Origin of the sequence: Pilimelia anulata (assembly GCF_014647895.1) — a bacterium.
GTDB lineage: Bacteria > Actinomycetota > Actinomycetes > Mycobacteriales > Micromonosporaceae > Pilimelia > Pilimelia anulata.
Genome location: NZ_BMQB01000006.1, coordinates 290,315 through 313,282, shown reverse-complemented (window position 1 = coordinate 313,282; position 22,968 = coordinate 290,315). Strand labels below are relative to the sequence as shown.

The 22,968-nt window shown below is 73.5% G+C and carries 20 protein-coding genes; 5 read left to right on the top strand and 15 right to left on the bottom strand.

Annotation, left to right across the window (positions count from 1 at the left end):
- Positions 1-6 precede the first annotated feature (6 nt).
- The 3 genes from IEY94_RS15660 to IEY94_RS15650 all read right to left on the bottom strand — a co-directional run bounded on the left by IEY94_RS15660 (position 7) and on the right by IEY94_RS15650 (position 3,625).
- The gene (locus IEY94_RS15660; protein ID WP_189170902.1) at positions 7-966 is read right to left on the bottom strand and encodes an ABC transporter permease; all 960 of its coding nucleotides are present in this window, start codon (positions 964-966) and stop codon (positions 7-9) included.
- The gene (locus IEY94_RS15655; protein ID WP_189170901.1) at positions 959-1,885 is read right to left on the bottom strand and encodes an ABC transporter permease; all 927 of its coding nucleotides are present in this window, start codon (positions 1,883-1,885) and stop codon (positions 959-961) included. The genes IEY94_RS15660 and IEY94_RS15655 overlap by 8 nt, the downstream gene beginning before the upstream one ends.
- Before the next feature lie 132 nt (positions 1,886-2,017).
- Positions 2,018-3,625, bottom strand: coding sequence for a peptide ABC transporter substrate-binding protein (locus IEY94_RS15650; protein WP_229783982.1), 1,608 nt, complete (start codon positions 3,623-3,625; stop codon positions 2,018-2,020).
- Positions 3,626-4,074: 449 nt separating this feature from the next.
- Between IEY94_RS15650 and IEY94_RS15645 the strand changes: the two genes are divergently transcribed.
- Positions 4,075-5,343: a phosphatidylserine decarboxylase gene (locus IEY94_RS15645; protein ID WP_189170899.1), complete on the top strand. Its 1,269-nt coding sequence runs from the start codon at positions 4,075-4,077 to the stop codon at positions 5,341-5,343.
- Positions 5,344-5,404: 61 nt separating this feature from the next.
- Here the strand turns inward: IEY94_RS15645 and IEY94_RS15640 are convergent, their stop codons facing one another.
- The 4 genes from IEY94_RS15640 to guaA form a co-directional block, all read right to left on the bottom strand.
- Positions 5,405-6,289: a CDP-alcohol phosphatidyltransferase family protein gene (locus IEY94_RS15640; RefSeq protein ID WP_189170991.1), complete on the bottom strand. Its 885-nt coding sequence runs from the start codon at positions 6,287-6,289 to the stop codon at positions 5,405-5,407.
- Positions 6,290-6,613: 324 nt separating this feature from the next.
- Complete coding sequence (locus IEY94_RS15635) at positions 6,614-7,540, bottom strand: NUDIX hydrolase (RefSeq protein WP_189170898.1); 927 nt, start codon at positions 7,538-7,540, stop codon at positions 6,614-6,616.
- Between the two features lie 36 nt (positions 7,541-7,576).
- On the bottom strand, positions 7,577-8,524 hold the full coding sequence (locus tag IEY94_RS15630; RefSeq protein ID WP_189170897.1) for an NUDIX domain-containing protein: 948 nt from the start codon (positions 8,522-8,524) through the stop codon (positions 7,577-7,579).
- Between the two features lie 97 nt (positions 8,525-8,621).
- On the bottom strand, positions 8,622-10,172 hold the full coding sequence (gene guaA / locus IEY94_RS15625; protein WP_189170896.1) for a glutamine-hydrolyzing GMP synthase: 1,551 nt from the start codon (positions 10,170-10,172) through the stop codon (positions 8,622-8,624).
- A 185-nt stretch (positions 10,173-10,357) separates the two neighbouring features.
- On the opposite strand from guaA, the gene IEY94_RS15620 reads away from it, so the two are divergent.
- Together IEY94_RS15620 and IEY94_RS15615 are read left to right on the top strand one after the other, a co-directional pair.
- Entirely contained in the window at positions 10,358-11,830 is a 1,473-nt protein-coding gene (locus tag IEY94_RS15620; protein ID WP_189170895.1) for an LCP family protein, read from the top strand.
- 61 nt (positions 11,831-11,891) lie between these two features.
- On the top strand, positions 11,892-12,605 hold the full coding sequence (locus IEY94_RS15615) for a hypothetical protein (protein ID WP_189170894.1): 714 nt from the start codon (positions 11,892-11,894) through the stop codon (positions 12,603-12,605).
- A 93-nt stretch (positions 12,606-12,698) separates the two neighbouring features.
- Here IEY94_RS15615 and IEY94_RS15610 read toward each other — a convergent pair whose 3' ends face one another.
- The 5 genes from IEY94_RS15610 to guaB all read right to left on the bottom strand — a co-directional run bounded on the left by IEY94_RS15610 (position 12,699) and on the right by guaB (position 18,493).
- Positions 12,699-13,112 (bottom strand): VOC family protein, encoded by a 414-nt coding sequence (locus tag IEY94_RS15610; RefSeq protein WP_189170893.1) that lies wholly within the window; start codon positions 13,110-13,112, stop codon positions 12,699-12,701.
- A gap of 51 nt (positions 13,113-13,163) precedes the next feature.
- Positions 13,164-14,567: a M1 family metallopeptidase gene (locus IEY94_RS15605; protein ID WP_189170990.1), complete on the bottom strand. Its 1,404-nt coding sequence runs from the start codon at positions 14,565-14,567 to the stop codon at positions 13,164-13,166.
- Positions 14,568-14,786: 219 nt separating this feature from the next.
- Positions 14,787-15,734: an alpha/beta hydrolase fold domain-containing protein gene (locus IEY94_RS15600; RefSeq protein WP_189170892.1), complete on the bottom strand. Its 948-nt coding sequence runs from the start codon at positions 15,732-15,734 to the stop codon at positions 14,787-14,789.
- Positions 15,735-15,761: 27 nt separating this feature from the next.
- Positions 15,762-16,880, bottom strand: a complete 1,119-nt coding sequence (locus tag IEY94_RS15595) for a GuaB3 family IMP dehydrogenase-related protein (RefSeq protein WP_189170891.1) — start codon at positions 16,878-16,880, stop codon at positions 15,762-15,764.
- Positions 16,881-16,903: 23 nt separating this feature from the next.
- Positions 16,904-18,493 (bottom strand): IMP dehydrogenase, encoded by a 1,590-nt coding sequence (gene guaB, locus IEY94_RS15590; RefSeq protein WP_189170890.1) that lies wholly within the window; start codon positions 18,491-18,493, stop codon positions 16,904-16,906.
- Between the two features lie 67 nt (positions 18,494-18,560).
- On the opposite strand from guaB, the gene IEY94_RS15585 reads away from it, so the two are divergent.
- Positions 18,561-18,962, top strand: a complete 402-nt coding sequence (locus IEY94_RS15585; protein WP_189170889.1) for a DUF5319 domain-containing protein — start codon at positions 18,561-18,563, stop codon at positions 18,960-18,962.
- A 76-nt stretch (positions 18,963-19,038) separates the two neighbouring features.
- Here IEY94_RS15585 and IEY94_RS15580 read toward each other — a convergent pair whose 3' ends face one another.
- On the bottom strand, positions 19,039-19,887 hold the full coding sequence (locus IEY94_RS15580; protein WP_229783971.1) for a response regulator transcription factor: 849 nt from the start codon (positions 19,885-19,887) through the stop codon (positions 19,039-19,041).
- Positions 19,888-20,124: 237 nt separating this feature from the next.
- On the opposite strand from IEY94_RS15580, the gene IEY94_RS15575 reads away from it, so the two are divergent.
- A complete protein-coding gene (locus IEY94_RS15575; RefSeq protein ID WP_189170887.1) occupies positions 20,125-20,403 on the top strand; it encodes a WhiB family transcriptional regulator in 279 nt (92 codons plus the stop codon).
- A gap of 304 nt (positions 20,404-20,707) precedes the next feature.
- Here the strand turns inward: IEY94_RS15575 and groL are convergent, their stop codons facing one another.
- The gene (gene groL, locus IEY94_RS15570; protein ID WP_189170886.1) at positions 20,708-22,327 is read right to left on the bottom strand and encodes a chaperonin GroEL; all 1,620 of its coding nucleotides are present in this window, start codon (positions 22,325-22,327) and stop codon (positions 20,708-20,710) included.
- A gap of 105 nt (positions 22,328-22,432) precedes the next feature.
- Positions 22,433-22,741, bottom strand: a complete 309-nt coding sequence (groES, locus tag IEY94_RS15565) for a co-chaperone GroES (protein ID WP_505849369.1) — start codon at positions 22,739-22,741, stop codon at positions 22,433-22,435.
- Between the last annotated feature and the right edge of the window lie 227 nt (positions 22,742-22,968).

Here is a 22,968-nt window from a genome sequence, read left to right as displayed (position 1 = left end):
GATCACCTACCGCAGCTTCGGGTCGAGGGCTTCGCGGACGCACTCGCCCAGCATGACGAAGGCCAGCACGGCCAGGACGAGGAACGCGGCCGGGAAGAACAGCCAGCCGGGCACGAGGCGCAGGTAGTTCTGCGCCTCATTGATCATGATGCCCCAGGACATCGCCGGCGGCCGCAGCCCGACGCCGAGGAACGACAGCGTCGCCTCCGCGCCGATGAACGAGCCGATCAGCACCGTCGAGTACGCCAGCAGCGAGGCCAGGCAGTTCGGGATCACGTGCTTGAAGACGATCCGCACCGGGCTCGCCCCCAGGGCCCGGGCGGCCACGATGTAGTCCGCCTCGCGCACGCTCAGCACCGCCGACCGCATGATCCGCATGGACACCGGCCAGGACAGCACGAACAGCGAGGCAACCACCAGCGCCATCACCTTCGGCTTGCTCGGCGTGGAGCCGGGCGGGTTGAAGGTGAACAGGATCAGCAGCGCGCCCAGGACGAACGGCAGGCCGAAGAACACGTCCGCGATCCGCGACAGCAGGCCGTCGACCCAGCCGCCGACGTAGCCGGACAGCGTGCCGATCAGGCCGCCGATCAGGACCGTGCCGAGCGTCGCCAGGACCGACACCACGATGGACGCCTGCGCGCCGTAGATGGTCCGGGCGAAAATGTCCCGGCCCTGGATGTCGGTGCCGAACCAGTGTGCGCTCGACGGGCCTTGCAGATTGGTCGCGAGCGAGCTGGTGTCGGGGTTGATGGAGGTGAACCAACCGGGGAAGGCCGCCATTGCCAGGAAAACGACAATAAGAGCCATCGAGATCCAGAACATCGACTTGCGTCGCAGTTCCGCCCACACGTCGGCGAACTGGCCGCGCGGTTTCCGTGCAGCCTCGGCCGGGGCGGCCGACATCGTCGGCGGCGGGGTCGCCGTCGGCGACGCCACCGTGCCCACGTCACTGATGTCACTCATAGCGAATCCTCGGGTCCAGCGCCGCGTAGAGCAGGTCGATGAGCAGGTTCATGAAGAGGTACACCAGCACCAGGACGACGACGACGGAAACGACTGTCCCGCCCTCCTTGGTGACGATCGCCCGGTACGCCGTCCGGCCGATTCCGTTGATCTGGAAGATGCCCTCGGTGACGATCGCGCCGCCCATGAGCGCGCCCAGGTCGGTGCCGAGATAGGTCACCACCGGAATGAGCGAGTTGCGCAGCAGGTGGATGCCCACAACCCGGCGCATCGGCAGTCCCTTGGCGATGGCCGTGCGCACGTAATCGGAGCGGCGGTTCTCGGCGATGCTGGTGCGGGCGAGCCGCGTCACGTACGCGAGGGACACGCTGCCGAGCACGAAGCCCGGCACGAGCAACTCGCTGAACGGGGCCTCCGCCGACACGGTCGGGCGGACGAGGCCCAGCTTGACGCCCAGGAACCACTGCAGCAGGAAGCCGGTGACGAAGGTCGGCAGCGCGAGCAGGAACAGCGTGGAGACCAGGGTCAGATTGTCCAGGAAGCCGTTGCGGCGCAGGCCGGTGAGGACACCGGCGGTGATGCCGATCAGCGTCTCGACGGCCAGCGCGACCAGGGCGAGCTTGGCGGTATTCGGGTACGCGGTGAGAATGAGCTGGCCGACATCCTGGCCACCGAAGGTCGTCCCGAAATCGCCCTGGAGCAGATTCGTCATGTACTTGACGTACTGCACCGGAAGGGGCTGGTCGAGCGAGTAGAGCTGCGTCATCTTCTCGATGTACGAATCGGGGCAACGGCGCTCACCGCACTTGCCTGCGAACGGATCGCCCGGCACTGCCCAGACCAGCCAATAGATCAGAAATGTCGTGCCGATAAAGACGGGAATGAGTTGTAGAAGCCGTCGCAGGACGTAACGGCCCATCGTTCCTCCAACTGACAGAAGCAAATTCCGCGTCGGCGAATGCGGTCAACTCACGCAATTGTCGCGCGCCGGGGGTTGGGTGCACGGGGTCCGGCCCACCTTGCGGTGGACCGGACCCAGAGCATAGCCGTATTACTTGAGTTCGATCGTGGAGATGTCGAGCTCACCCACGTGATCGACCTTGACGTTCGCCACGCGCTCGGAGTAACCCGCCTGGCTCTTGTAGAAGTAGACCGGAATCGACGGAACGTCCGCGTCCACGAGCTTCAGGGCCTCGGCGAACTTGGCGTGCGCGCCGTCGAGGTCCTTGGCGGAGGTGCCCTCCTTGTAGAGCTTGTCGACGTCCTTGTTGCTGTAGAGGCCGTCGTTGGAGGAGCCGCCGGTGACGTACAGCGGGCCGACCCAGTTCTCCACGTCCGGGTAGTCCTGCTGCCAGGCCGCGCGGTACGGGCCCTTCATCTTGTGCTCGTCGATGAGCTGCCGGAAGACCGCGAAGGTCGGCACACCCTCGGCGCGGGCCTTGATGCCCAGCCCGGTCTTGACGGCGTCGGCGACGGCCTCCATCCACTCCTTGTGGCTGGAGTCGGCGTTGTAGTAGAAGACCATCTCGTCGGAGAACCCGCCGGCCTTCTCCAGCAGCTTCTTCGCCTCGGTGGCGTCGAACTTGCAGACCGTGCAGCCCCCGGCCGGGTTGCCCGGCGTGCTCGGGTTGGCCCAGCTGTCCGCCGGCGGCCGGCTGCCGAAGAAGATCTTGTCCGAGATCAGCTCCCGGTTGATCGCCAGCGAGACGGCCTTGCGCAGGTCCGGGTTCTGGAAGCGCTTGTCGTAGATCGGGAACGCGATCAGGCCGGTCGTGGGGATGTTGCCCTCGATCGTCCGGTCCGGGAGGTCGCCCTTCCACTTCTGGCCGGCGAGCGCCGAGATCGGCACCTGCTCCATGAAGTCGAGGTTGCCGGCGAGCAGGTCGGTGTAGGCCGCCGAGTCCTGCTGGTACAGCTTGATCGTGACGTCCTTGACCTTGACCTTGTCGTCCAGGGTGTAGTCGTCGAACCGGGCCAGCTTGACCTCGACGTTGTCCTGCCAGCTCACGAACTTGACCGCGCCGTTGCCGATCGGCTTCTTGCCGAACGCCGTCGGGTCCTTGAAGAAGGAGTCCGGCAGCGGCATGAAGGCGCTGTAGCCGGTCTTGGTCGGCCAGATCGAGAACGGCGCCTGGAGGGTGACCTCGAAGTTGTAGTCGTCGACGACCTTGAGGCCCGACATCTCCTTGGTCTTCGGCTCCGGGGCCTTCTTCGGGCCGTCGGCGTCCGGGTCCTCGGTGTGGACGTCGGCGTAGCCCTGGATCTCGTTGAAGAACGTGCCGTTGGAGGCGCCGTTCGGCGAGTAGGCCGCCCAGTTCCAGGCGTCGACGAAGTTCTTCGCCTTGACCTCGGTCCCGTCGTGGAACTTCGTGCCCTGCTTAATCTTGATCTTGTATACCTTGGAGTCGGTGGTGTCGATCGACTCGGCCACCTGCTTCTCCGGGTTGCCGCCACCCACGGGGTAGCGCACCAGACCACTGAACAGGTAGTCGATGATCTTGCCGCCACCGGTCTCGGTGGTGTTGGCGGGAACCAGCGGGTTCTGCGGCTGGGTGCCGTGCATGCTGATCGCGCCGTCGGCGGTCTTGGCGGAGTCGCCGCCGCCGCTCTTCGAGTCGCCGCAACCGGCAGCAGCCGCGACGAGGGCCAGTGCGGCCAAACCGGCCGCAACATTACGTGGGGTGCTCCCGCGCATGCGAATGCCTCCTCAGGGGCGCTCACGTGGGAATGTGAGGTCGCTGTCACTGTGCACTGAAATGTGTGGAACGTGAAGATGCTGTTATCAAGCCGATACGCGTTGCGGCCGCACCCCACGAACACGAATAGCCAACAGCGGCGTCACCCTACCGGGGGACGCTGCCGGCGCGTGCACCGGCTCGGGTCCCCCCTTGCCCGGTGCGCACGCCGCTGTCCAGCCTGCCGCTCGCGGCGGCTCCAGCACCGTGATGATGACGAATGGTTATCCGACCGCAATGAAGCAGGTGTCCGAAAATCATGGAAACAGCCGCACGCCCGCCACTTCCGACACACCCGGCGTCGCGGACGGGCCCGGGGCGGGGTGAATATGCTGGACGGCGCCCCGACCGCGCCCTGACCCGAGGAGCGTCCATGAGCCAGTCGCCCGCCGACCCCGCGGGGCAGCCCGCCCCGTTCGCCGACGCCCCGCCCGCCGCCGTGGAGCTGGACGCGCGCGCCGCCCGGGTCCTCACCACCGAGCTGAGCCGGCACCCCGGGCCGAAGACCGGCCTGCTCATCGACGCCGAGCCGGGTACACCCGCGCTGGACGCCGCGCTGGACGCGGTCCGCCCCGGCGACGCGCTGACGCTGGTCGGCGAGGGGCCGGCCGGCGACGCGCTGCGCGCCCACCTCGCCGGGCTGGGGAGCTGGCTGCGCGAGCAGGTCCGGGTGGTGGACGGGCTCGGCGAGGCCGACCCGGCCGACGTGCTGATCGTGTGCCGGCCGCTGACCGGCAGTGCCGAGGAGGCGCGGGAGCGGATCGACGGGTACACCAAGTACCTCGCGCCCGGCGGCGTGCTCGTCGTCGCCGCCCCGCTGTACGGCGCGCCCGCCGCCGGCGAACTGGACCGGCAGGCCGTGCTGTTCGGCGTCGGCTCCGACCTGATCCTGCGGCACCGGCCGCCGGTCCGGGTGCACCGGCTGCGCTGGACCGAGGCGGACGCGGCGACGGCCGCGAAGCTGGCCCCGGCCGAGCGCCCGTCCAGCGTCCGGCTGACCCGGGACCTGCGGATCGACTCCAACGGCGTCGCCGCCGCCGGGATCGCGCTCGGCGCCGCCGCGCTGCTGCGGCTGGTCCGGCCGCGCTCGCGCGCCTGGCTGGTGCCGGCGCTGGCCGCGCCGGCCGTCGCCGCGTTCTTCCGCGACCCCGAGCGCGACCTGCCCGCCGACGCGGACGCGGTCGTGGCGCCCGCCGACGGCAAGGTGCTCTCGGTCGAACGGCTGGTCGACGAGCGGTTCGGCGGCGGGCCGGGCGAGTGGCTGCGGGTGGCGGTGTTCCTGTCCGTCCTCGACGTGCACGTCAACCGGTCGCCGGTGGCCGGGCGGGTGGCCGACTACTTCGTGGTCGACGGCGGGTACGCCAACGCGATGACCGCGGCGGCCGAGCACAACGTCGCCGCGTACACGGTCCTCGACACCGAGCGCGGGAGGGTCGTGGTGGCGCAGCGGACCGGGCTGATCGCCCGCCGGATCGTGCACCGCGCGCCGGTCGGCGCGCTGCTGGCGCGCGGCGAGCGGTTCGGCCTGATCCGGTTCGGCTCGCGGACGGACGTGTACCTGCCGGCCGACGCGGCCGAGGCGGTCGTGGCGCCGGGCGAGCGGGTCGTCGGCGGCACCACCCCGATCGCCCGCTGGTCCTGACCCGGATACGGAACGACCGGCCCGCGTTCGCGGGCCGGTCGTTCGTGCGTTGCGGGGCGGGTCAGCCGGCGAGGGCGTCCGGGTGCTCGGCGGCGCGCTGCCGCCACCACAGCAGCGGGCCGCTGGCCAGGTAGCCGACCACGACGGCGGCGAACGTCAGCCGGACGTCGACGAACGCGCCGGCCAGCGGCGCCAGCCACAGCCACGGCGGGAACTTGGCGAGCCGGGCCAGCTTGGCGTACGGGAAGCTGGACACCATCGCGAACGCCAGCAGCGCCACGCCCGCGACCATCACCATGCCCGGGACGGGCAGGCCGATGAGCACCGCGACGGCGAGCACGGCGGCCGCCATCGTCGTCGGTACGCCGCTGAAGAAGCGGCCGTCGCGCGGCGACACGTTGAACCGGGCCAGCCGGATCGCGGCGCAGCCGGCGACCAGCGCGCAGGCCACGGCGGCGGCGGCCGGCGGGACGTCGCCGGCCAGCGAGGCGTAGACCACGACCGGGGTGGCCAGGCCGAACGAGCACATGTCGGCGAGCGAGTCCATCTGCGCGCCGAACGGGCTGGCCACGCCGAGCCGGCGGGCGAGCAGGCCGTCGACGCCGTCGAAGGCGACGCAGCCGACGAGCAGGGCGGCGGCGATCCGCGGCTCGCCGTTCATGGCCAGGAAGATGGCGCCGAGGCCGAGCGCGAGGCTGGCCAGCGTGCACGCGTTGACCAGGGCGAACTTCACCCGGCGGGCGACCGTGCGGTCGCCGGGCAGCAGCGGGATGGCGCGCGGGTGGGCGGCCGGGGCCGACCCGGCCGGCGGCGCCGGGCGGGTGCCCTGGCGGGGCAGCAGGCCCATGGCCGTGCGGGTGCGCAGCAACGTGCCGTGCGAGCCGTCGCGCCGGTGCGGTACGCGGATCAGCAGTACCCGCCGGGCGAGGCTGCCGCCCCGCCGCAGGCCGCCCGACCAGCGGCGCTGGCCACCGGGGCGCGGGCTGTCGCCGGCTCGCCGGCGGCGCCACAGGGTTCGTTGCACGTACTCCTCCATCGGCCTGTTCATCGGCACGGCGGCGGTACAGTGCAGAGCTTTCGCCCCCCGCTCGCCGTCCCCGCGCGGCCGCTTGCCACGCGGCCTACACCATCGCACAGGCAGGCCGGCTTGGCGATACCGCGTTACGACGAATGGCCGGCTGAAATAGCGACCAATCGCCCTACTACGGGCTACGATACCGCACGAAAATGTCTGGTATTTGCCCCGAAAGGGACGGGCGTCGGGTTCGCGTCACGCCCACCACTCCAGCCCCGCCGCCGCCGCGGGCGTGAGCGCCAGATCGGCCGCCGCCGCCCGGCTCCACCAGCGCGCCGCGGCCGTCGAACCGCCCGGCGCCAGCACCCGGGCCGGCCCGGGCTCGTCGACCAGCACCCGGTACAGCACCCGCACGACGTGCCAGTCCAGCGGGCGCCCCTCCGGGCCGAACGCCCGCGGGGTGTGCCGGTGCCCGACGTCCAGCAGGCCGGTGACCCGGCCGCGCTGGCCGGTCTCCTCCCACAGCTCGCGCAGCACCGCCACCGCCGGCTGCTCGCCGAAGTCGGTGCCGCCGCCGGGCAGGTGCCAGCGGCCGGCGTACGGGTAGCCGGGGGCGTTGCGGGTCAGCAGCACCCGGTCCGCGGGGTCGGTGGTCAGGGCGTACGCGCTGAACCGCTGGCCGCGGTCGCCGGCCCGCAGCCGCGCCTCGGCGACCGGCGGCGGCTCGGGCGGGTACGGCAGGGCGGCGGCGGGCAGCGGGTCCAGGCCCAGCGGCGGCCGGGCGAACGGATCCAGCGCCAGGCCGGACAGCTCACTCTCCGCCCACCACCGCAACTCCGCCGGACCGGGATCGTCAGCGGCCGGGCGGTCGGCGTTCACCGCGCCGCCCGCGGTCGGGCGGGCGTCGACCGGGACGACGTCGAAGACGATGCCGTCGACGTGGGCCGTGGCGCCGGGCTCGGCGACCAGGTACGACTCGACGGCGCGCAGCGCGACCGGCGCCACCGCCAGCCCGGCGGTGTCCGCCACCGCCCGGGCCACCGCCGCGCGCGGGTCCTCGCCGTGCCCGACGACGCCGCCCGGCAGCGTCCAGTCCCCGGTGCCGGGCCAGCGGACCAGCAGGGCGCGGCCGGCGTCGTCCCGGCACACGCCGTACGCGGCGATCCTCCGCTCCCCCTGCACCGATCCACCGTACCGGCGCCCACTCCCGAGCGCCGGTCAGCGCAGGCCGGCGGCGTGCACGGCCTCCGCGGTGACCTCCGTGAGGTCGTCCTCGGCCAGCGCGGCCAGCTCCGCCGGGCTGAACCACCGCACGTCGCAGGTCGACCCGCCCACGTCCAGCACCTTCAGCGGCGCCGGCACGTCGACCTCGACCCGGTAGAAGGCGCGCACGCCGTGCCAGTCGATCGGATACCCCTCGGGCCCCAGCGACGCGGCGTCCCGGTGGCTGGCGACGCCGAGCAGGTCGATCAGCCGCCCGCTCTGCCCGGTCTCCTCGACCAGCTCGCGGATCAGCGCGCTGCCGGGCTGCTCGCCGTAGTCGGTGCCGCCGCCGGGCAGGTGCCAGCGCCCGCCGCCCGGGTAGCCGGGCGAGATGCGGGTGAGCAGGACGCGGCCGTCCGGGTCGGTGGCGACGGCGTACGCGGCGAACCGCTGCGCCCGGTGCAGCCCGTCCGGGCCGGGGGTGGCGTAGAAGGACGGGAAGTCCGGCGCCTCCTCCGGCCGCAGGTCGACCGGGCCCGGCGGCAGCCCGATGGCGGACGCGGTGAACGGCCGCAGCGGCAGCAGTTCGGCGTCGGCCGGGGCGAGCCAGCGGGCCAGGTCGGTCGGCTGGCCGACCCGGTCGCACAGCGTGCCGCCGCGGACGCTGCCGGTGTAGATGAGCCGGTCCGTGTGGATGGTGATGCCGCGGTGCGGCAGGGCGCGCATGTCCGCGAGGACGTGCCGCAGTCCGCTCACGGCGATCGACAGCCCGGTCTCCGCGGCGGTCTCCCGGACCACCGTGTGGATCGGGTCCTCGCCGTGGTCCACCGCCCCACCGGGCAGGGACCACACGCCGGGCGTGCCGGCGCGCGCGGAGGCGCGGACGAGCAGGAACCGACCGTTGTCGTCGGTGCACACCGCGTATGCGGCGATGCGGCGAAGTGGCTCAAGCGCGGGGGTCACGACGTGAATCCTCGCGCAAGGGACACATGCCACTGCCAGAAAGTGTCGGATTCCTGACAGTCAGTTCACCCGTACGGGTCCGATGTTGTATAGAAGATCATTCCCATTCGATCGTGCCCGGCGGCTTGCTCGTCACGTCGAGGGTGACCCGGTTGACCTCCGGCACCTCGTTGGTGATCCGGGTGGAGATCCGGGCGACCACCTCGTACGGCAGCCGGGACCAGTCAGCCGTCATCGCGTCCTCGCTGGACACCGGCCGCAGCACCACCGGGTGCCCGTACGTGCGGCCGTCGCCCTGCACCCCGACGCTGCGCACGTCCGCGAGCAGCACCACCGGGAACTGCCAGACCTCGCGGTCCAGCCCGGCGGCGGTCAGCTCCTCGCGGCCGATCAGGTCGGCGGCGCGCAGCGTGGCCAGCCGGTCCTCGGTGACCGCGCCGATGATCCGGATCGCCAGCCCCGGGCCGGGGAACGGGTGCCGCCAGACCATCGCCTCGGGCAGCCCCAGCTCCAGGCCGAGCGCGCGGACCTCGTCCTTGAACAGCGTGCGCAGCGGCTCGACCAGCGCGAACCGCAGGTCGTCCGGTAGCCCGCCGACGTTGTGGTGGCTCTTGATGTTCGCGGTGCCGGTGCCGCCGCCGGACTCGACCACGTCCGGGTACAGCGTGCCCTGGACCAGGAACTCCACGTCCCGCTCGGCGTCCACCTCGCGGGCGGCCGCCTCGAACACCCGGATGAACTCACGTCCGATGATCTTGCGCTTGTCCTCCGGGTCGCTGACCCCGGCCAGCGCGGACAGGAACCGCTCGCGGGCGTCCACCACCTTGAGCCGGATGCCGGTGGCGGCGACGTAGTCGTTCTCCACCTGCTCGGCCTCGCCCGCCCGCAGCAGGCCGTGGTCGACGAACACGCAGGTCAACTGGTCGCCGACCGCGCGGTGGACCAGCGCCGCGGCCACCGCCGAGTCGACCCCGCCGGACAGCCCGCAGATCACCTGCTTGTCGCCGACCAGCGCGCGCACGGCCGCGACCTGCTCGCTGATGATGTTCGCCGGGGTCCAGGTCGGGGCGAGGCCCGCGATGTCGTACAGGAACCGGGTGAGGATCGTCTGCCCGTGCTCGGTGTGCAGCACCTCGGGGTGGAACTGCACGCCCGCGCGCCGGCCGGCGACGTCCTCGAAGACGGCGACCGGCGCCGCCGACGACGCGGTCACCGCGAAGCCGGCCGGGGCGGCGGCGCAGGCGTCGCCGTGGCTCATCCAGACCGCGAACTCCGCCGGCAGGTCGCGCAGCAGCACGCCGGGGTCGCCGGCCACCCGCAGCGGGGTGCGGCCGTACTCGCGGGTGCCGGTGTGCGCGACCTCGCCGCCGAGGGCGCGGGCCATCGCCTGGAAGCCGTAGCAGATGCCGAGGACCGGTACGCCCGCGTCGAACAGCTTCGGGTCGACCTGCGGGGCGCCGTCGGCGTACACCGAGGACGGGCCGCCGGACAGGATGATCGCGGCCGGGTCGCGGGCGAGCAGCTCGGCGACCGGCGTGGAGTGCGGGACGATCTCCGAGTACACCCGCGCCTCGCGGACCCGCCGGGCGATCAACTGCGCGTACTGCGCTCCGAAGTCCACAACAAGAACGGGCCGCGGGGTACTCATGCCCACCAGTTTACCGAGAGTGGTGATCTTGAGCGGACCGCCCGGGGCGGGCGGGGCGGGTGCCGCGATCGCGGTGCGGTGTCCATTTTGTCGTACGACGGTCGGCGGCCCGACCGAGCCGGTCCGGGGATGGGAGGGCGGCGGCGCCCGGCCGACGATGGGGAATGATCTCCCGGAGGGACCCCATGCCGGACGAGCAGCAGCCCGCCCCCACCCCGCCGACCGACCACCACAGCCCCGCCACCGCACCCGCGTCCCCCGACGCCGGCACCACCGCCGCGCCCCCCGACACCGCCACGGACGCGCCCCCTGACGCCACCACCACCGCCGGAGCCGGGACCGCCGGGCCTCCCGAAACCGGAGCCGCCACCTCCTCCCCCGATGCCGACTCCCTCGATGCCGACACCGACACCGACCCCGGCACCGCGGCCGCGCCGGCCGATGCCGCCGCCCCGGCTGCCGCGATCCCCGCGCCCCGAACCGCGCCCGACGCGACCGCGCCCGCCGCCGCGCCGACACCCGCGCCCGCCCCGGCCGCCGCGGGCATCCGGCGGGCCCGGCGGCCCTGGGTCGTCGTCACCGCCGCCGCGGTCGTCGCCGCCGCGCTGGTCGCCACCCTCGCCGTCCAGGCCGTCCGGACCGCCCGCGACGGCGCCGTCAGCGCCCTCCTGCCCGGCGCGGCCGACCTGCTCGGCGCCACCCCGGCCCCGCCCCGCACCCCGGCCGGGCTCGTCGGCCGGCAGCTCCGGGGCCCGCTGAACATCCTCATCGTCGGCATCGACCCGCGGCAGAGCGACCCGAACTGGCGGCCGAACGCCGACGCGGTCCTGCTGCTGCACGTACCGCGGGCGCTCGACACCGCCTACCTCTACTCGCTGCCGCGCGACCTGGTGGTCGACATCCCGGCGTTCGCCCCGGCCGGCTTCGCCGGCGAGCGCACCAAGCTGACCCACGCGATGAGCTTCGGCAGCGTCGTCCCCGGCCGGGCGCGGCCGGACCGGGCGCAGGGCTTCCGGCTGCTGTCCCTGACGGTCAGCAAGTACACCGGCATCCCGCGGTTCGACGCGGGCGCGGTGCTGGACTTCGGCGGCTTCACCAAGCTCGTCGACGCCGTCGGCGGCGTCGACCTGCGGGTCGACCGGTTGGTCACCTCGATCCACCGGCAGCCGGACGGCAAGCACCGGGAGCCGGGCGCGAGCAGCACCGGGTACGTCGGGCCGCAGATGGTGTACCGCCCCGGCGTCCGCCACTTCACGGGCTGGCAGGCCCTCGACTACGGCCGGCAGCGGTACCTGCCCGGCTCGGACTACACCCGCCAGAAGCATCAGCAGCAGCTCATCCGCGCGATTCTCACCAAGTTGGTCAAACAAGGCGCGCACCGCGACGCCGCGAAACTCGCCCGGATTCTCGCCGCCGTCCGGGACTCGTTGACCTACGACGGCCGCGGTCACTCCGTGGTGGATTTCGCCTACTCGCTGCGCCGGGTCACCCCGGCGCGGATGACGCTGGTCAGCCTGCCGGGCGACGCGGTCGGCTCCGGCGGCGGGTACCGCGGCGAGGCGCTGCAACCGGTCGGCCGGCAGTTCCTGCGCGCGGTCCGGGCCGACGCGGTACGGCCGTTCCTGGCCCGCAACACCGGCCTGGTCCACTCCCGGTGATCACGGTCACCAATGTCGACCTCGCCGCTCGCTGATCACGTAGCGCCCTAGTCTCAGCGTCATGCGGGAATCCACCACCGATCCCCCACCGCCGGGCGCGGGGCCGCCCGCCGAGTGGCGCGACCTGTTCGCCGCGGAGCTGCTCCAGCGCGGCGTCCGCACCGACGCGGTGTCGGCGGCGCTGGCCGACTGCGACCGCCGGCTCGCCGCCCCCGCGCCGCTGGCCGACCCGCGGGTGGTCGCCCGCGAGGTGCACGCCGGTCTCGGCCCCGCGGCTCTCGTCCCGCTGGTCCACCAGATCGCCGGCGCGACCGCGCTCGCCGCCGTCGCCGCCCCCGGCCTGCTGCTCACCCTCGGCGGGGTGCGGGCGCTGGCCCGCCAGACGTACGCGGTGGTCACGCTCGGCCTGGTGATCAGCGCGGTCGGCGCCGCGGTCGGCGCGGCCGTCGGCACCGCCTGGACCCGCCGGCTGGGCGGCCGGACCGGCGCCCTGCCCGGCCTGCTGTCGCTCGCCCTGGCGGTCCCGCCGTACCTGCTGATCCACCGCCCGTTCCTGGAGATCGACGGTTGGCGCGTCCTCCTCCTCGGCCTGCTCCCGGCCAGCGCCCTGGCGGCGGCGACCCTGGCCCCCCAACTCATCCACGGCTCGGTCACCGACCCCCGCACGGGCGAACCGATGCGCGCCTCCCCCACCACCATCCGCCAACGCTGGACAGCCGTGACCGCCGTCCTCCTCCTCTTCGCCCTGGCCTACACCACCTCCCGCTGGCGCTGACCAAGAGCAAAGAACACCGCAACAAGCACACATACGGCGACCACAACAGGCTTCCCACCACCACGAGGCACGGCACCACGACGACCACAACGGTCAATCACCACCACCGACAGGCCGCTCCTGAACAGCCCAGGAATTCCCATCCGGATCAGCAAAGAACAGGAACGAGTTCCACCGCCCGCCCCGCCCCGCCCGCAGCACCCCACCCTCGGCGAAATGCTGCACCCCGGACACGTTCACCCCGCCCTCCAGCAACGCCACCCGCGCGGCGTCGATGTCGGTCACCACGAGCTGCAACCCCTTGATCGACCCCGGCGCCATGTCGCTGAGCCCCTGGCTGATGCTGATCGAGCACCCCGACCCCGGCGGCGTGAGCTGGATGATCCGGATCGTCGGGCTGATCGCGCTGTCGTGGTCCACGGCGAAGCCCACCTGCTCGGCGTAGAACCGCTTCGCCCGGTCGATGTCGCTGACCGGTACGACCACCAACTCCAGCTTCCAGTCCATCGGCCCATCATGCCGGCCCGGCGGGCGCGGCCGGGCCGGTTCGGCGCGCGGTCAGGGGCGGGCGGGGCGCTTCGAGCCGTACAGCCAGGCGTCGAACAGCGCCTTCAGGTCGCGCCCGGACAGCCGCTCGGCCAGCGCCACGAACTCGGCCGTCGTGGCGGTGCCGTCCCGCTTGCCGGCCGTCCACTCCTTGAGCAGCCGGAAGAAGACGTCGTCGCCGACCGTCCTGCGCAGCGCGTGCAGGGTCATCGCGCCGCGCTGGTACACCGACTCGTCGAAGATCCGGTCGGCGCCGGGGCGGCCGGGCGGCAGCGACCATACGGCCGCCGGCGACGCGTCGTACCGCTGGGTGAACTCCGCGGCCGCCGTCCGCACGCCGCGCTCCTGCGACCACAGCCACTCGGCGTACGTCGCGCAGCCCTCGTTGAGCCAGATGTCCTCCCAGCGGTGCAGCGAGACGCTGTTGCCGCACCACTGGTGCGCCAGCTCGTGCGTGATCACGTCCTCGGCGCTCTCCGCGGAGGTGAAGAAGGACGGCCCGTACACCGGGCGGCTCTGCGTCTCCAGCGCATACCGGATCCGGTCGTCGGCGATGGCGACCCCGCCGTACGCGGCCACCGGGTACGGCCCGAGGACCGTCTCCAGGTAGTCGGCGATCCGGGTGGTCCGGGCCAGCGACCGCTCGGCCAGCCCGCCGGCCGGGGCCGACGCCGGTACCGCGGTGAGCACCGGCTTGCCCTTGTGCGTGCCGCGGGTGACCCGGTACCTGCCGATCACCGCGGTCGCCAGGTAGCTGGCCATCGGCGTGGTCTCGGCCCAGGCCCAGGTGGTCCAGCCGCCCTCGGCCGTCCGCTCGCCGGGTACGCCGTTGGACAGCGCGACCAGCCCGTCCGGGACGGCGAGCGCGAACTCGTACGTCGCCTTGTCCGCCGGGTGGTCGTTGACGGGGAACCAGGTCGACGCCGACTCCGGCTGCCCGAGCGCGACCGCGCCGTCGGTGGTGTGCAGCCAGCCGCCGCCGCCGAGCGCCGGGTTGTCCTTCTGCCGCGGCTTCCCCCGGTACGCGGTGACCACGGTGAACTCCCGCCCGGCCGGCAGCGCCGCGGCCGGGGTGACGACCAGCTCGTCCTCCTGCCGGGCGGCGGTGGCCGGCTTGCCGTCGACGGTGACCGAGTCGACGGTCAGCCCGGCGAGGTCGAGGTGGAAGGAGGTCAGGCCGCTGGTCGCCGTGGCCCGCATGGTGGCGGTGGCGGTGAGCGTGTCGTCGGCGGGCTGGTACCGCGCGGCGATCCGGTAGGCGAGGGCGTCGTAGCCGCCGTTGCCGTACGTCGGGAAGTAGGGGTCGCCGATCCCGGCCGCGCCGGCGACCGGGGCGGCGCTGCTGTCGGGCCGGGACTGCCAGCGGACCGGGCCGGGCTCGTCGCCGCAGCCGGCGAGCGCGAACGCGGCGGCCAGCGCGGCGGCGAGCGCGGCCCGCCCCGACCGCGGCTCCCGGCCGTCCCCGCTTCTTCGCCGGACCCGGCCGCCGCGTGCCGAACCCCTGCCGCTCACGTCAGCGCCGTGTACGTCACTGCTGCATGCGTCGTCGCTGCGAAGATCACCGCTGGGTGCCGAACCGCTCACGCTTCCACGATAGACGTCGGTACCCGCGCCGCCCGCCGCCGGCCCGCCGGCTCAGTGCGGCAGATCGATCAACGAGCGCAGCGCCTCGGCGGCGTCGACCACGGCGGCGGCCGCCACCCGGGACAGCGGGGCGAGGTTGGCGAACCCGTGGTCCAGCCCGGCCGCGCGCACGTGCGCCACCGGCACGCCGGCCGCCGCCAGCGCCGCGGCGTACGCGTCGCCCTGCGCGGCGTACCGGTCGTACTCGGCCGTCACCACGACGGTCGGCGGCAGCCCGCGCGGGTCGGCCAGCAGCGGCGAGGCCGCCGGGTCGGCCGGGTCGGCGCCGGCGAGGTACCGCCGCCGGTTGGCCAGCGGGCCGGAGCCGTCGTCGGCCGGCAGCCCGTCCGGGTCGGCCGGCGCGGGCGGGACGTCGCGCAGGTCCACGCCGGGGTACAGCAGCAGCAGCGCCGCCGGCAGCGGCCCGCCGGCCGCGCGCAGCCGCCCGGCGGCGACGGCGGCGAGGTTGCCGCCGGCGCTGTCCCCGGCGGCGACGAGCCGGGTGACGCCGGCCAGCTCGGGCGGCCCGGACAGCGCCCAGCGCAGGACCGCGGTGGCGTCGTCGGGGCCGGCGGGGAACGGGTGCTCGGGGGCGAGCCGGTACGTCACCGAGAGCACGTCCAGCCGGCAGTCGACGGCGAGCGCCCGGGCGACCGGGTCGGCGGTGTCGAGGTCGCCGAAGCACCAGCCGCCGCCGTGCAGGTACAGCAGCAGGGTCCGCGGGTCGCCCCCGGCGGCGTGGTACCGGCGGGCGGCGAGGTCGCCGGCGGCGCCGGGGACGGTCAGCGCGGCGACCCGCACGTCCGGCCGGGGCAGCCGGGCGGTGACGGCCCGGTCGACCTCGCGCCAGTACCGCACCAGGGCGCCGTCGTCCCCGGCGGGCGGGTCGCCGGCCAGCGCCCCCGCGGCGGCGCGCTGGTCGCGCAGCGCCGCCAGGTACTCCGCGTCCCGGCCCGGCATGCCCCACCCCCGTGGCTGGCCGGCGGGCTAGCGATCGAGGACCAGGCCGACCTTCTGGAACTCCTTGGCGTCCTTGAAGCCGCACTTGGCCATCGACCGGCGCAGCCCGCCGAACAGGTTCAGCGCGCCGTCGGCCCGGTCCGCGGGCCCGTACAGCAGCTCCTCCAGCGTACCGAGGGCCGGCTGCGCGGCGGTGAAACCGCCGCGGGGCAGCTTGGGGTGGCTGGCCGACGAGTGCCACCAGGCGCCGCCGGCCGGCGCGCCGGCGCAGCGGGCGAGCGGGCTGCCCAGCATGACCGCGTCGGCGCCGCAGCCGATGGCCTTGGCGATGTCGCCGGAGGTGTGGATGTCGCCGTCGGCGATCAGGTGCACGTACCGGCCGCCGGTCTCGTCCAGGTAGTCGCGGCGGGCCGCGGCGGCGTCGGCGATGGCGGTGGCCATCGGCACCCGGATGCCCAGCACGGTGTCGGTGGTCGAGGCGGCGCCGCCGCCGGTGCCGACGATCACGCCGGCCGCGCCGGTGCGCATGAGGTGCAGCGCCGTCTTGTAGTCGGTGCAGCCGCCGACCAGGACGGGCGCGTCCAGGTCGGCGATGAACTCCTTGAGGTTCAGCGACTCGTCGGTGGACGAGACGTGCTCGGCCGAGACGATCGTGCCCTGGATGACCAGCAGGTCGACGCCGGCGGCGAGCACCACCGGGGCGAGCGCGAGCGTGTGCTGCGGCGAGACCCGGACCGCGACCGTGACGCCGGCGGCGCGCATCTCCTTGATCCGCACCCCGATGAGGTCGGGCAGGATCGGCGCCGCGTACGCGGCCTGGAGCCGGGCGGTGGACCGCTCGTCGGCCGGCAGCGCGGCCAGGTCGGCCAGCAGCGGCTCCGGGTCCTCGTGCCGGGTCCACAGGCCCTCGGCGTTGAGCACGCCGAGGCCGCCGAGCCTGCCGACGGCGATCGCGGTGGCCGGGCTCATCGTCGCGTCGGACGGGTGCGCCACGCACGGGATGCCGAACGGGTACGCGTCCAGCTGCCAGGCCGTCGACACGTCGTCCACGTCCCGGGTGCGGCGGCTGGGGACGATCGCCACGTCGTCCAGGTGGTACCCGCGCGGGGCGGTCTTGCCCAGGCCGATCTCGACCACGTCTCGCATCGTTCGTACTCCTCGCGCCCGCGTCAGCGGGAGTGGTAGTTCGGCGCCTCGACCGTCATCTGGATGTCGTGCGGGTGGCTCTCCTTGAGGCCCGCGGCGGTGATCCGGACGAGCTGGCCGCGCTCGCGCAGCGCGTCCACCGTCGCGGCGCCGCAGTAGAACATGGCCTGCCGGACGCCGCCGACGAGCTGGTGCGCGACCGTGGCCAGCGGCCCCCGGTACGGCACCTGGCCCTCGATCCCCTCCGGGATGATCTTGTCGGCCTCGGTGACGTCGGCCTGGAAGTAGCGGTCCTTGGAGTACGACTGCGCGGCGGCGCCGCGGGCGGCCATCGCGCCGAGCGAGCCCATGCCGCGGTACGACTTGAACTGCTTGCCGTTCATGAAGATCAGGTCGCCGGGGCTCTCCGCGCAGCCGGCGAGCAGGCCGCCGAGCATGACGCTGCTGGCGCCCGCGACGATGGCCTTGGCGATGTCGCCGGAGTACTGGATGCCGCCGTCGGCGATGACCGGCACGCCGGCCGGCCCGCAGGCCCGGTACGCCTCCATGATCGCGGTGATCTGCGGCACGCCGACCCCGGCCACGATCCGCGTCGTGCAGATCGCGCCCGGCCCGACGCCGACCTTGACCGCGTCGGCGCCGGCCTCGACCAGCGCCCGCGCCCCGGCGAACGTGGCGACGTTCCCGCCGACCAGGTCGACCGACGACTCCTGCCGGAGCCGGGCGATCAGCTCGGGGACGGCCCGGTTGTGCCCGTGCGCGGTGTCGACCATGATCACGTCGACGCCGGCCTCGATGAGCGCCCGGGCCCGCTTGTACCCGTCCTCGCCCACGCCGACCGCCGCGGCCACCCGCAGCCGGCCCGCGTCGTCCTTGGCGGCCAGCGGGAACTGCTCGCTCTTGCGGAAGTCCTTCACCGTGATCAACCCGCGCAGGACGCCCGCGCCGTCGACCAGCGGCAGCTTCTCGATCTTGTGCTGGCGCAGGATCGCCAGCGCCTCGTCCTTGCCGACCCCGACCGGGGCGGTGACCAGCGGCATCGCGGTCATGACCTCGTGCACCGGCACGTCCAGGTCGGTGACGAACCGCATGTCCCGGTTGGTCACGATGCCGACCAGGATGCCGTCCGCGCCGACCACCGGGACGCCGGAGATGCGGAACCGGGCGCAGAGCCCGTCCACGTGCCGCAGGCTGTCCGCCGGGCTGCACGTCACCGGGTTGGTGATCATGCCGGACTCGGACCGCTTCACCAGGTCGACCTGGGTCGCCTGCTCCTCCACCGACAGGTTGCGGTGCAGCACGCCGATGCCGCCCTGGCGGGCCATGGCGATCGCCATCCGGGCCTCGGTCACGGTGTCCATCGCGCTGGAGGCCAGCGGGATGTTCAGCGCCACGTTCCGGGTCAGCCGGGTGGCCGTGGTGACCTGGCTGGGGATCAGGTCCGACTCCGCCGGCACCAGCAGCACGTCATCGTAGGTCAGGCCGAGCGGCAGCTCGGCGGCGTGATCGGCGGGGACGTGGTTCGGCGGCACTGGCGGCGACCTCCCGGGGAGCGCGGCGGCGGAGCGCCCATCGTACCCGCGGGCCGGGTGCCGCCCCGGTGCCGGCCCCATCGGTACCGGTACCCCTCCCCATCCCGGCGGTCCCCGCGGGGGCGCTCGGGGGGATACCGTGAGAGGCGTGCATGACGAGCCGATCGACCCATTCAGCGGGGATCCCGCGGATCCGTCCGCCGGCCTCGACGAGCCCGCCGCGGACGGCAGCACCACGCCGCTGTCGGAGCCGGAGCGGCGGGACGTGCTGGAGGACCTGGCGGACCTGGAGATCTACCGGGCCCTGCTGGAGCCGAGCGGGATCCGCGGCCTCGTCATCGAGTGCGAGGACTGCCGCGAGCCGCACTACTTCGACTGGGACCTGCTGCGCGGCAACCTCAAGCACCTGCTGGACTCCGGGCGGCCGCGGGTGCACGAGCCGGCGTACGACCCGGACCCGGAGAACTACGTGACGTGGGAGTACGCCCGCGGGTACGCCGACGGGGTGCACGACGCCCTGGGCGACGCCGAGGACGAGCCGGCGAGCTGACCGCGAACGGGGGCCCGGGCGCTGTGCGCCCGGGCCCCCGTTCGTTCCCGGATCCCATCCGGCCCCGCTGGTGCGGTCAGACGACCAGTCCGGCCCGGAAACCGGCCGCGACCGCGTGTGCGCGGTCCCGGGCGCCGAGCTTGCGGAACAGCCGCCGGGCGTGCGTCTTGACGGTGTCCTCCGAGACGAACAGCTCGCGCCCGATCTCGGCGTTGCTCTTGCCGTCGGCCATCCCGCGCAGGACCTGCATCTCCCGCTCGGTCAGCACGACCCGCCGGGCGGCGGGCAGGCCCGCGCCGTAGCCCGGGTCGATGCCGCGGGCGGCCATCCGCGCGGCCTCGGCCGGGTCGCCGAAGTCGCGCTGGCTCGGTACCGGCGAGCCCGGCACCCGGACCCCGGCGGGGTCCGCGACCAGCTCGGCCCCGGCGGCGCGGGCGCCCTCGGGGCCCAGCGGGGCGCCCTTGCGCCCGACCGGGGTGCCGAACCGGGACGGCGCGTTGGCCCCGCGCAGGGCGGCCGCGGCCGGTATCGGGGCGCCCGCGACCGGCCCGGCGGTCCGCGCCGGCATGCCCAGCAGCAGCACCGCCTTGGCGACGGTGCTGACGAGATCCTCGGTACCCCGGATCAAGGCCCGGGCCCCGGCCGCGACCGCGGCGGCGGCGACGCGTGGATCCTCCGCGCCGAAGAGCACCAGCATGGCCCCCGGCGCGCGGGCCAGGACACGCCGGGTGAAGCCAACGGTGTCGGATCTGGTGACGGCGACGTCAGCCAGGATCACGTCGGCCGGTCGCTCGGCGAGCCGAGCGATGACCTCAGTCTCCGACATGGCGGTCCGGACCTGCGCCGATAGCCCGAGTCGGGCGGCGCAGGTGGCCACCGCCTGGGCTGCGGGCGAAGACCGGACGCACACGAGGACGCTACGCACTGTTTTTTCCCCTCTCCTCTATGGAGGAGACCACGCGTTCGTTTGATCATTACGTGCTTTTGGGGGAAACAAGCGGAAAGTTCCGAACAGTTCCCTACCGGACTTTCGATCGTTTACCGGCGCTGCCGTACCCACGGGTGTATGAACTTGCGCCCCCGGGTACATCAACGACGCTCAGGCCCAAACGCCTACGGCTGAACTTGCCCGGCTGCGGGTTCCGCGCGGAAGGAGTACCAAATGTCTGATGTGCGCAGATTGCCGACCCCGGTGACGGAGGTCTGGGACTGGCAGCGGGCCGGCCTCTGTCGCGGCCGGGACAGCGCACAGTTCTTCCACCCGGAGGGCGAGCGCGGCCGGGCCCGCCGCCAGCGGGAGGCCCGCGCCAAGGCAATCTGCGCCGAATGTCCGGTCCGCCGCGAGTGCGCGCGACACGCGCTGTCGGTCCGGGAGCCGTACGGCATCTGGGGTGGTATGGGCGAAACGGAACGCCACCGACTGCTCGCGCTCGCCGGCTGACGCCGGGCGCGAGCGGGCGCGCCCCAGCGCGCCCTCCGGTCGACCGGGCCCGCGGTCGGCCGCCGCCGGGTCCGGCATGGCAGCGCCGGACCCGGCGCCCCCATGCCCGCACCCCGCGGCGGGCCGGCCCCGCGCCGCGGCGCAACCGGCCCAGCGCTCATCTCCGCGGCGGCCCGTGGCCACGCCACGGGCCCCACACCGCGGGCCATTGCCGCGCACCGGGCCGGTGATTCGGCCGCGGACAGCGATGCGGCCCGCGGTGAGGACCGCGGGCCGCATCGAAGTGCCGTACTACGTGACTGCCTCAGTGCGCGTGGCCGTGCCCGCCGTGGCCGTGGTCGGCCGGCTCGGGCGCGGCCGGCTTCTCCACGATCAGCGTCTCGGTCGTCAGCAGCAGGCCGGCGATCGAGGCGGCGTTGGACAGCGCGCTGCGGGTGACCTTCACCGGGTCCACGATCCCGTACGCGGACAGGTCCACGTACTCGCCCGTCGACGCGTCCAGGCCGTGCCCCCACTCGGCGGCGCGGACCCGCTCGACCACCACGTACCCGTCGTGGCCGGCGTTCTGCGCGATCCAGCGCAGCGGCTCCACGAGGGACGCCCGCACGATCGCCGCGCCGGTGGCCTCGTCGCCGGTCAGGTCGAGCTTGTCCAGCGCCGAGGTGATCTGGGTCAGCGCCGCCCCGCCGCCGGGGATGATGCCCTCCTCGACGGCCGCCCGGGTCGCCGCGATGGCGTCCTCGATGCGGTGCTTGCGCTCCTTCAGCTCGACCTCGGTGGCCGCGCCGACCTTGATCACCGCGACGCCACCGGAGAGCTTGGCCAGGCGCTCGCCCAGCTTCTCCCGGTCCCAGTCCGAGTCGGACGACTCGATCTCCTTGCGGATCTGCGCCACCCGGTCCCGGACGGCGTCGGCGGTGCCGGCACCCTCCACGATGGTCGTGTTCTCCTTGTCGACCACGACCCGCCGGGCGCGGCCCAGCAGCTCGACGCCGACCGAGTCGAGCTTGTAGCCCAGCTCCGTGGCGACGACCTCGCCGCCGGTCAGGATCGCCAGGTCCTGCAGGAGCGCCTTGCGCCGGTCGCCGAAGCCCGGCGCCTTGACCGCGCACACCTTGAACGTCTTGCGCATCGCGTTGACCACCAGCGTGGCCAGCGCCTGCCCCTCGACGTCCTCGGCGACGATCAGCAGCGGCTTGCCCGCCGCGATGACCTTCTCCAGCAGCGGCAGGATCTCCTCCACCGAGGAGATCTTCGAGGTGGTGATGAGGACGAGCGCGTCCTCCAGCACCGCCTCGCTGGCCTCGGCGTCGGTGGCGAACTGGGGCGAGATGAACCCCTTGTCGAACTGCATGCCCTCGGTCACGGCCAGCTCGGTCGCCAGCGTCGAGCCCTCCTCGACGGTGATGACGCCGTCCCGGCCGACCTTCTCCATCGCCTCGGCGATGAGCGCGCCGATCGTGGCGTCCTGCGCCGAGACCGTCGCCACGTGGGCGATCCGCTCGGAGCTGTTGACCTCGACGGCCTTGTCCAGCAGCGCGGCGGAGACCGCCTCGACGGCGATGTCGATGCCGCGCTTGAGGCCGAGCGGGTTGGCCCCGGCGGCGACGTTGCGCAGGCCCTCGCGGACCAGGGCGCGGGCCAGCACGGTGGCGGTGGTGGTGCCGTCGCCGGCGACGTCGTTGGTCTTCGTCGCCACCTCCTTGACGAGCTGCGCGCCCAGGTTGGCGTACGGGTTCGCCAGCTCGATCTCCTTGGCGATGGTGACGCCGTCGTTGGTGATCGTCGGCACGCCGAACTTCTTGTCCAGGACGACGTTGCGGCCCTTCGGGCCCAGCGTCACCTGCACGGCGTCGGCGAGCGCGTCGACGCCGTGCTCGAGCTGGTGGCGGGCGGCGTCCGAGAAGCTCAGGATCTTGGCCATTATGTCCTCTCTACGGTGCGATCCGCGGGCCGCCGTCCGGGCGGGCGCGGGCCTCGACGCAGTGAAGCCCCGGGTCGGTTCACCCGGGGCATTCGCCTGACCTGCTTACTTCTCGATGACGGCGAGGACGTCGCGGGCGGAGAGCACCAGGTACTCCTCGCCGCCGTACTTGACCTCGGTGCCGCCGTACTTCGAGTAGAGGACGGTCTCGCCGACCTTCACGTCAACCGGGATGCGGTTGCCCTTGTCGTCGATCCGCCCGGGGCCGATGGCGAGGACGGTGCCCTCCTGCGGCTTCTCCTTGGCGGTGTCGGGGATGACAATGCCGGAGGCGGTGGTCGTCTCGGCCTCGTTGGCCTGGACCACGATGCGGTCCTCAAGCGGCTTGATCGCAACCTTCGTCGCGGTAGTCACAGGAATACCCTCCCGGGGCATATATGTCGCTCATGCCACACAGGCGTTGGCCGTCGTCGCGGGTGCCGGTCTCGCCTGGCGTCCTGGTGGTGCCCCCACGGCGGACCCGCGGAAGCGGTTGGCACCCTCGCCACGAGAGTGCTAATCGCACGTTAGGCCGCCGGCTGGCACTCCGTCAAGGAGAGTGCCAAACCGCCACCCCCCTGAGTCGCCGGTCATGCCCCTTT